Source organism: Mycobacterium sp. TH-M116, assembly GCF_057473685.1.
In genome coordinates this window covers 1-8,747 of sequence record NZ_JBYCLC010000057.1, presented here as the reverse complement: position 1 = coordinate 8,747, position 8,747 = coordinate 1, and the positions used below count along the sequence as shown (strand labels likewise).

Below are 8,747 nucleotides of genomic sequence, written 5' to 3'. Positions count from 1 at the left end.
AGCGTCGTGATGGTCGACCCCAAGGGGGTGATGAGCGGAAATTGCCTGGCCGAGGGCTGCGTGCCGTCCAAAGCCGTCCGCGAAATCGCCCACCACCTCCAGCAGCAGAGGCGCTTTCACACAAGTGGGCTGCACGGGGAAGTCGACGTCGACTACTCCGAGGTGATCGCCCACAAAGACCAGGTGCAAACCCGCCGCTATGCGCAGCACGACGCGGAGTTGCGGGCGGCACCCAATGTCACCCTGGTCACCGGAACCGCGCGCATCGAGGATCCCCACACGGTGGCGGTGGACACCCCCGAAGGGCTTCGCCGCTTCACGGCGCGCAACATCGTCATCGCCAGCGGCTCGGATATTTCCGCGCCGCCGATCCCCGGGCTCGAGCACTGCCTCAACAGCCGAGACCTCTACGCGCTTCACCCGTCTGTGTCGAAGCTACCGGCTTCCATGCTGGTCATCGGCGGCGGCTACGTGGGCTTGGAGACCGCATCGTTTTTCGCGGCCTTCGGCGCCCGGGTCACCGTGTTCGAACGCGAAGCCCAACTGCTGCCCGGGATGGACCCCGACATGGTGGCACTGCTGGCTCCGCTGCTGGACCCGAACATCGACGTCATTCTGGGGGCCGAGGTGCGGCGGGTCGAACAAACCCCCGGCGGTGTGCGGGTGGTCTTCTTCGACGGGGCCGCCGAGCAGCACAGGTCCGCCGAGGTCGCGTTTCAGGCACTCGGCCGCCACCCGGTGATCCCCGCCGGCCTACGCGAGGCCGGTGTTGCGGTCGACGCCCACGGCGTCGCAGTCGATCCCACCCTGCAAACCAACCTGCGCCACATCTACGCCTGCGGCGACGTCAACGGCAGAACTCCGCTCTTCCACGCCGCGGTGCGTCAATCCGTCGCCGCCGCAGCCAACATCCTGGCAGGTGACCGGCACGCCGACGCGGTGGACTTTCTGTCCACTCCCACCACGGTCTTCACGCTTCCCGCCGCCTCCTACGTCGGCCTGACCCGCGCATCCGCGGCGGCCAAAGGAATCTGCGTCGAAGAGGCCTCCTACTCCTTCGCCGAGGACAGCCGGGCTCAGATCTTCGGTGAGACCGGCGGCGAGATTCGGCTGTTCTTCGCGACGGGCTCTTTGCGGCTGGTGGGCGGTTGGGTCGTCGGAATCGACGCGGGCAACCTCATCGGCCAGATCGGGCTCGCAGTCTCGAGTGGACTGACCGCCCGAGACCTTGCCGCCTTCGCCGACCAGCACCCGATGAGTGCCGAAGGGATCTCCCGGGCCGCCCGAAACCTCTTTTGACGCAACACGACCCGGTAAAAGCTCAGGAATCCTGACGCACGACCGGCAGCAGTGTCGGTTGCCCGTCGATCCGCGGGAAGACCGGTTCTCGGGGCCCGCAGGAGCCAGTTTTCATGGCGGCGTCGGCGATAGCAGCTCATAGTCGACGGCGAGCAACCGATATGTCGGTTCGGCGCGCCGGTCGCAGGTGACGAGCGGGAGCTTGTGCTTGCGGGCAGCTGCACCCACGAGACCGTCGTACAGCGCGCCGCCTGCCAAGCCCGCCAACGCCAACTCCCGCACCAGGTCCTTCGTATCCGTCGCGGACAGGAAGCGAGACTCGGGAAAATTCTTCTGCTCCAAGCGAAGTGCGGCAGCTGGACTGAGCCGGTGCGGTGGTGGCAGTCGGGTGAGTACCGACAGCAGCTCGACCGCGGCATGTCCCGACATCCCTCGGCGGCATGCGAGGAGCCGGGTTCTGGCGGCGAGGTGCAACGGGTTCTCACGCTGCGCCAAGGCAAGTGCCGCACTGGCGTCGAGAAGCACGTGTTCAGCGCTGGTCGGCAAGCCGCAACTCCCTGACCGCGTCGGCGTCAAGTTCTGGGCCGCCACTGGGTAGCAGCAGAAGTCCGTCCTGTTCGACGAGATTGTCGGCTGCCACGCTTTCGATGCGGACAGCGGCCCCGTCCAGAGAAATCTCCACCTCGCCCGCGGTAATGCCCGACTGCTCGCGGAGCGACTTGGGGATCACCAAACGTCCGGCCTTGTCGATGGTAGTGCGCATACCAAGATGCTACCAACATTTTGGTATCGTTCGCCTGCTGGAGAACCGGGACGAAGTACCTCCGGTTGGCAGCCCCTGGCGGTCCTTTGCCGTCCAACTGCCCGCTGCAGTAGCCGATTCCGCAGCGCAGCAGCCGCTTCTAGCGGCCTGGATTGGCTCCGTGCCGATCAGTCCCAGTCCGCTGGCATACCGAAGGTGTCGGCGAGCCCTCGGCGCCCGAGGTCGGTGAGCACCACCGCGCGACGCCGATTGACGCGGCGGATCCAGTCCAGGTCGAACATGCGCTGGTTGAGCGCGGCCCCCAGCGGGCCGGCGAGGTGGTGGCGTTGTTCCGACCAGTCCACGCAGTAGCGGACCATCGGCGTCTTGCGGCTCAGCGCGGCCAGGTCTATCCCGAAGGCGGCCAGCGTTTCTCGTCCGGTCGGGGTCAGCCGATAGGTCAGGTCGACGCCGCGCGCCGACAACCGATCGGCGCCGGCTTGGTCGGGGCTGTAGCGCCCGTCGCCGCCGGTGAGCAGGCCCTGCTCGAGCAGCGCCGTCATGACGGCCACGCCCAGCCGCCCGGCGAGGTGGTTGTAGCAGGTGCGTGCCCGGCGCAGGGCGTGCGCACGCGTGCCTTGGCGCAACGAGCGGATCGGCTCGGGCGGAGAGATCCGGGCGAGTGCCTCCAGAGCTTCGGCCACTGCGGGGCCGGACAGGCGGAAGTAGCGGGCACGCCCCTGACGCTCGACGCTGAGCAGTCTGGCGTCCACGAGTCGGGCGAGGTGCTCGCTGGCGGTGGAGGCGGCTACTCCGGCCTCGGCGGCCAGCACGCCGGCCGGCAGTGCGCGCCCGTCGAGCAAGGTCATCAACACGCGCGCCCGGGCACGCTCGCCGATCAGCGCGGCAATGCTGGCGATATCAGCGTCACCGTGCCCGGCGAAAGCGACAGCGGGATCGGTGAACACACCACCCACGATAGGACGCGGATATTTCGGTCCGGGCCGAAGTAAGTCGGCATCACGATGGGTCTCATGGGCGCAAAGATCGACACCGACCGGTTTCCCGAGTGGCAACCCTTCCTGGATTCGGTTGCGCAGCACCGGCCTGACGCCGGCACGTGGTGCGAAGCCTGGACGGTGCGCGACCTCGTCATCCACATGGCCGCAGGCGCCGAAGAACTCGCCCGGGTGCTGGGCAAGCACCTCGACGGCGAAAGGGCTGACACGCGTGGCTTTGACGAACGTGAGGGACCGCTGCGTGCCTTGAACGACGCGGATCTGTGGGAGGCGCTGCACGGGGCGATGGCCGCCTTCAATGAAGTGGCAGCAGCCGCCGACGATGTCCCCACCGATACTGACGTTGCCTGGGCCGGCCGCACGATGAAGGTGCCGTGGTTCGCCGAACACGTCCGAGAGGAACTCGTCCTGCACGGCTGGGACATCACCGGCGACGACGCGGCGGCACAGGCGCGACTGGCCCAACCGTGGATGACGACCCACAGTGTGGTCGCGGTGGGCAAGCCGCTGCTGGCCAAAGGAGCCCAGCAGCTTAGGCTTGCGCCCGGCGAGCGATTCGAGGCCCGGCTGCGTGTCCGAGGGTCACAAGACGTCGTGATCACGGCTGACAATGGTTCGACGTCGATCGCCTTGGCGGAGCCGGACGGACCGGCGACACTGAAAACCGACGAGGCCGCACGGGTCCTGCTGTTATGGGGACGACGGCCGGCTGACCCGTCGCGGATTCACAGTCGGGTTGGACCCGACATTCTCGGGCGTGCCCGCCGGCTGCTCAGCGGCTATTGAGTCGACCGGGGTAACGAGTTGGCGATGCTGCTGAGGAAGTCGCGTGCGGCGCCTGCGGGCGGGGTGCGTCCGCCGGCCCAGATGGCGGCGAGCGGGCGCCGCAGATCCAGGTCGGGCGCGTTGACGGCGTGCAGACGGCCGGCTGCCAGGTCGTCGGTGACTGTCAGTCGGCTCAACACGGCCGGTCCCGCGCCGGCGAGGACGGCGGCACGCACGGCGGCCGCTGACGGAAATTCCAATGCGGGAGGCGCTTGTTGCATGTCATCGCCCAGCACTCGGCGCAGCGCGGCGGTCAAAACGTCACGTGTTCCCGAGCCGGACTCCCGCATGACCAGAGGCGTTTGGGCAAGCTCAGCGGCGCTGATGCTGCGCGACCGCCGGGCCCACGCGTGACCTGGTGCCACGATGACCACCAGCTCGTCGTGCGCCACCATGCGACTGGCCAGCTCGCCAGGTGGGTTGGGGCGTTCGATGAATCCCAGTTCGGCGGTGCCGTTGCGAACCATTGCGATGGCACCATCGCTGTTGGTGGCGGTCAACACTATTTGGGGAGCGGTGCGGCCCTCCCGGGCGGCGGCAGTTGCCAGCGAGACCAGCCACTGGGGTAAAAGCTGCTCGGCGATCGTCTGGCTGGCCGCCACCTTGAGGCGCCGGCGTTTTTCAGTACGCATCGCGGTCAGGCCGGCATCGACGTGGTGAGCGACCTCGAGCAGCCTGGCCGCCCACTCGGCTACGACAACACCGGCGGGCGTCAGTTGGGTGCCACGTGTTGTCCGAAGGGCCAGCTGCACCCCGGTCAGGGCCTCCATCGACGCCAGTCGTGACGACACTGCCTGCTGGGTGAGACCAAACTCGGTGGCGACCGCGCCGAGGCTGCCGGTACGGGCCAGCGCAAGCAACATCTCGAACGAGCTGAGTTCGGGCATGCGCGGACTCAGCATCGGGTGGACATGACCTGGGGCAATCGACGCGTCGCCACCACGGGTTGCTGTGACGATCTGGTCTTGGTCACCGCCGGCGTCGTTACTGACTTCGGCCACCTTGATCAACCTCCTGCTGGGTGTTGTTCTGAGTACCCATCGGCCACCTGTCGAACGCGGACTGGGAAGTCAGGAACACCGGCCCGCGAGGACCGACCACGCGAACCCGCAGATCTCACCACCCCGACACGTCATTCGGCAGGGCCATACTCATCTGAGGAAGCCGGTCCCCGGTACTGCTCGGGCGCGCAGGGTGAAGCCCGTCAGCAGGAATGTCAAGAGCTCCGGACCTGAGGATGTCGGTGGGCAAGGCAAGGACTTTTCCGCACGTACAGCATCTCAAATCTCGTCCTTGCGATATCAAACGGCCGATCTGCATGTCCAGCGCGATGTGCAAGAAAGCTGAGCAGGTCTTGCAGAGAATCTCGACACTGTTTCCCAATGCGTTGGATTCACTATCCAGACAATGGTCAATGGCATGATATTCCACGACATAATCTGCAACCCGGGTGCAACCCTGCCTGTTCTGGCAACCAAACGATGTCCAGTCCAACGCCGCCAGCCCCGTCGGCGCGGTGGCATTGGCCGAAGTTTCCGGTGACTCGTGACCTGAATCAGTAACCTGCCCGGTAATCTTCACTGTGCTCTCCGAAATGGCCGGAGGCTCGGAGTAGGCGGCCTTCGCCGCGGCAACGCCGCGGACAGCCGGCCGATGTGCGGCTGCGTATAGTCTCCGGATCAATACGGCTTTCATGATCGAAAGATAGCCGACGGCACAGATCAGAAAAAAAGCCAACCAGCCGCCGAAACCAATCCATCCAACGCAGGTTTGCGAAATTTGTACCGGTGTTGTCAACATTTTCCCTCCGCTTTCCGTGGCGGTCGGCCTCGCGTGTAGTAATGATTATTACGGGCCCGACACCATCGCGCCAGCAAGAGATATTTGTGACGACACAAAGCAACATCGACCTCCTGAGGAACGAGGAACTCGGCAAAGTCGTGGTTTTCAGGCCGGCAATCCATACCGGACCTTTGGATGGCAACGGTGCCCTGTCAACGGAGCCGATCCCGTACTACGGTTGGGGTGATGGCTGTTGACGCCGCCCAAGTCGGGCGATGGGTGAAGGTTCTCGACCAGACTCGCTGCATCGGCTGCCACGCGTGCAGCACCGCATGTAAAAGCGAGAACGAGGTCCCGCTCGGGGTGAACCGGACCTACGTCAAATCGGTGGATGTCGGCAAATTCCCCGAAGCGCGCCGCGCATTTCAGGTGACGCGATGCAATCAGTGCACCGACGCCCCCTGCGTGACCGCCTGCCCCACCCGGGCCATGTACAAGAGGTCCGACGGGATCGTCGACTTCGACAAGAGCATCTGCATCGGCTGCAAGGCGTGCATGGCCGCATGCCCTTATGACGCCATCTTCATCAACCCGGAAGACCACTCCGCGGAGAAGTGCAACATGTGCGCCCACCGCCTCGACGTCGGGCTGGAGCCCGCCTGCGTGACGGTGTGCCCCACCCAAGCGATCCTTGTCGGCGACCTGGAGGATCCTTCGTCCAAAGTCGCCGAACTCATCAACCGTCGGCCTGCTGTGGTGCGACGACCGGAGAAGGAAACCGGGCCGGGGGTGTTCTATCTCGGTGCCCACCAGGCCACCCTGGATCCGCTGGCGGCGCGCCGGCCGGACGGCGGGTTGTACGCGTGGGCGACCCAGGGGCCCGCCGATCCGCAACTGGCGACGTCAGGTCACCCGGTTGGTGCGGTTTCCTCGGCGGCAGCACTGGTGTCCTACGACGTCCCCCACCGCGCCCCCTGGGGGTGGCGGGTGAGTCTCTACACGTGGACGAAAAGCCTTGCCGCCGGCCTCCTGATGGTGGCGGTCGGCCTGACGCTGATCGGCGAGAACGACTGGGACGATCCGTTGACACGGTGGATCGCGCCCCTCGGATCGCTGGCGTTTCTGGCGATCACCGGCGTCTTGTTGACCTGGGATCTGAAGCATCCGTTTCGCTTCTACCTGATCTTCACCCGACCGCAATGGCGCAGCTGGCTGGTGCGCGGGGCGTTCATGCTCAGCGGCTACGGCGGGATCCTCGGCGTGTATCTGGCGGCCGTCATCTTCGATGTGGGGTGGTTGCAACGGGCCAGCGGAATCCTCGCAGTGCCCTCGGCGCTGGTCACCGCGTACTACACCGCTTTTCTGTTCGCCCAGGCCAAGGCTCGCGATCTGTGGCAGAGCGCTTTGCTTCCCGTGCATCTGGTGTTGCAGGCGATATTAGCCGGCGCGGCCGGCCTGCTGCCGTTTCTGCTGGCCGCCGGCTACGCCCCGCACCGTGCCCTGGTCGCCACCGAAGTGATCATGGCGGCCGCCGCCGCGCAAATTCTCTTGGTGTGGGCCGAGGTGGCGATGCCGCACGTCACCGCCCACGCGCACCTGGCGATCCACGAGATGGTCCGGGGCCGGTTCGCACCGTTCTTCTGGGTCGGTATCGGCGGGGTCGCGGTGGCGGTGGCCGCGCCGTGGATCGGTTGGGTCGCCGTGCCGTTCGTGCTGATCGGACTGCTTGCCCACGAGCACGCCTACATCCAGGCCGGGCAGGCGGTTCCGCTGGCCTGAGGAAGGAAACGAACGGCGATGCGCAAACGCGCGGCACCGGAGATCGACCAGCTCGCCAGGCGGGTGTCGGCGGCACGGCGCGCCGTCGAGCAGCGCGGCGAGACCTTCTATCAAGGCCCCAGCGCGGCCCACCTGGCGTCGTTTCCACCCAAAGAACGCTGGGACAACTGGGTAGAGCTGGACTCGCGATCGTGGCCGCGGCGTGTCGAACACAGCTACCTGCTGGTTCCGACGACGTGTTTCAACTGTGAATCGGCCTGCGGGCTGCTGGCCTATGTCGACCGGGACTCACTGCAGATCCGCAAGTTCGAAGGCAATCCCGAACATCCCGGGTCGCGGGGACGGAACTGCGCGAAGGGCCCGGCGACCATCAACCAGGTCACCGACCCCGACCGGATCCTCTATCCGCTCAAACGCATTGGTCCGCGCGGGGGCGGGCAGTGGCAGCGCGTCAGCTGGGACGAGGCCCTCGATGCGCTCGCGCAACGCCTGCGCGCGGCGATCACCGAGCACCGGCAGAACGAGATCATGGTGCATCTCGGCCGTCCCGGCGAGGACGGCTACACCGAGCGGGTGCTGGCCAGCTGGGGAGTGGACGGCCACAATTCGCACACCAACGTCTGCTCGAGCGGGGGCCGCACCGGCTACCAGTTCTGGATGGGCATCGATCGACCCAGCCCCGACCACGCCAACGCCAAGGTCATCTACCTGATCAGCTCGCATTTGGAGACCGGGCACTACTTCAACCCGCACGCGCAGCGGATCACCGAGGCCAGGGCGAACGGGGCCAAGGTGATCGTGCTCGACACCCGGTTGTCCAACACCGCAACCCACGCCGATTACTGGCTTTCACCGCAGCCCGGCAGCGAGGCCGCGATCAACCTGGCCATTGCCCGTCACCTCATCACCACCGGCCGCTATGACAGGGAATTCGTCCGCCGATGGTGGAACTGGGCGGAGTACCTGCACGCCTGTGCGCCCGAGCTGCCGCCTACCTTCGCCTCCTTCGAAGCCGAACTTCGGCGCTTGTACGACACGTACACTTTCGACTTCGCCGCCGCGGAGTCCGGGATCGCCGCCGAGACGCTACGGGCGGTGGCCGAGACGGTGGCGCAGGCCGGCACCCGGTTCGCGGCACACTGCTGGCGATCTGCGGCCGCCTCCAATCTCGGCGGATGGCAGGTGTCGCGGACGGTGTTCTTGCTGTCGGCGCTGCTCGGCGCGGTGGGTACCGAGGGCGGAACCTTTCCCAACGCCTGGAACAAGTTCGTGCCCAAGCCCATTCACACACCACCGGATCC

9 protein-coding genes are annotated in these 8,747 nt (G+C 66.3%); 4 read left to right on the top strand and 5 right to left on the bottom strand.

Annotated features, from left to right (window positions below; translation table 11 throughout):
• Positions 1-1,299, top strand: a 1,299-nt coding sequence (locus AC2VOK_RS02730) for a dihydrolipoyl dehydrogenase (protein WP_428899113.1), incomplete at its 5' end; no start/stop codon positions are given.
• Positions 1,300-1,410: 111 nt separating this feature from the next.
• Here the strand turns inward: AC2VOK_RS02730 and AC2VOK_RS02725 are convergent.
• The 3 genes from AC2VOK_RS02725 to AC2VOK_RS02715 all read right to left on the bottom strand — a co-directional run bounded on the left by AC2VOK_RS02725 (position 1,411) and on the right by AC2VOK_RS02715 (position 3,009).
• Positions 1,411-1,845, bottom strand: a complete 435-nt coding sequence (locus AC2VOK_RS02725; protein ID WP_428899112.1) for a type II toxin-antitoxin system VapC family toxin — start codon at positions 1,843-1,845, stop codon at positions 1,411-1,413.
• Complete coding sequence (locus AC2VOK_RS02720) at positions 1,829-2,062, bottom strand: AbrB/MazE/SpoVT family DNA-binding domain-containing protein (RefSeq protein ID WP_407685361.1); 234 nt, start codon at positions 2,060-2,062, stop codon at positions 1,829-1,831. The genes AC2VOK_RS02725 and AC2VOK_RS02720 overlap by 17 nt, the downstream gene beginning before the upstream one ends.
• Before the next feature lie 167 nt (positions 2,063-2,229).
• Complete coding sequence (locus AC2VOK_RS02715; RefSeq protein WP_428899111.1) at positions 2,230-3,009, bottom strand: ArsR/SmtB family transcription factor; 780 nt, start codon at positions 3,007-3,009, stop codon at positions 2,230-2,232.
• 66 nt (positions 3,010-3,075) lie between these two features.
• Between AC2VOK_RS02715 and AC2VOK_RS02710 the strand changes: the two genes are divergently transcribed.
• The gene (locus AC2VOK_RS02710; RefSeq protein WP_428899110.1) at positions 3,076-3,846 is read left to right on the top strand and encodes a maleylpyruvate isomerase N-terminal domain-containing protein; all 771 of its coding nucleotides are present in this window, start codon (positions 3,076-3,078) and stop codon (positions 3,844-3,846) included.
• Here AC2VOK_RS02710 and AC2VOK_RS02705 read toward each other — a convergent pair.
• Both AC2VOK_RS02705 and AC2VOK_RS02700 read right to left on the bottom strand, forming a co-directional pair.
• Positions 3,840-4,787, bottom strand: coding sequence for a LysR family transcriptional regulator (locus tag AC2VOK_RS02705; RefSeq protein WP_428899114.1), 948 nt, complete (start codon positions 4,785-4,787; stop codon positions 3,840-3,842). The two genes, AC2VOK_RS02710 and AC2VOK_RS02705, sit on opposite strands and share 7 nt — an antisense overlap.
• A 214-nt stretch (positions 4,788-5,001) precedes the next feature.
• On the bottom strand, positions 5,002-5,685 hold the full coding sequence (locus tag AC2VOK_RS02700) for a hypothetical protein (protein WP_428899109.1): 684 nt from the start codon (positions 5,683-5,685) through the stop codon (positions 5,002-5,004).
• Positions 5,686-5,913: 228 nt separating this feature from the next.
• Between AC2VOK_RS02700 and AC2VOK_RS02695 the strand changes: the two genes are divergently transcribed.
• Both AC2VOK_RS02695 and AC2VOK_RS02690 read left to right on the top strand, forming a co-directional pair.
• On the top strand, positions 5,914-7,446 hold the full coding sequence (locus AC2VOK_RS02695; RefSeq protein ID WP_428899108.1) for a 4Fe-4S dicluster domain-containing protein: 1,533 nt from the start codon (positions 5,914-5,916) through the stop codon (positions 7,444-7,446).
• Between the two features lie 18 nt (positions 7,447-7,464).
• The coding region (locus AC2VOK_RS02690) for a molybdopterin-dependent oxidoreductase (RefSeq protein WP_428899107.1) at positions 7,465-8,747 on the top strand (1,283 nt) is incomplete at its 3' end.

Excerpts from the sequence above, each read along its gene's own strand:
- AC2VOK_RS02700 (WP_428899109.1), bottom strand. The coding sequence starts at position 5,685 with ATGTTGACAACACCGGTACAAATTTCGCAAACCTGCGTTGGATGGATT.
- AC2VOK_RS02695 (WP_428899108.1), top strand. The coding sequence starts at position 5,914 with ATGGCTGTTGACGCCGCCCAAGTCGGGCGATGGGTGAAGGTTCTCGAC.
- AC2VOK_RS02705 (WP_428899114.1), bottom strand. The coding sequence starts at position 4,787 with ATGCTGAGTCCGCGCATGCCCGAACTCAGCTCGTTCGAGATGTTGCTT.
- AC2VOK_RS02710 (WP_428899110.1), top strand. The coding sequence starts at position 3,076 with ATGGGCGCAAAGATCGACACCGACCGGTTTCCCGAGTGGCAACCCTTC.
- AC2VOK_RS02720 (WP_407685361.1), bottom strand. The coding sequence starts at position 2,062 with ATGCGCACTACCATCGACAAGGCCGGACGTTTGGTGATCCCCAAGTCG.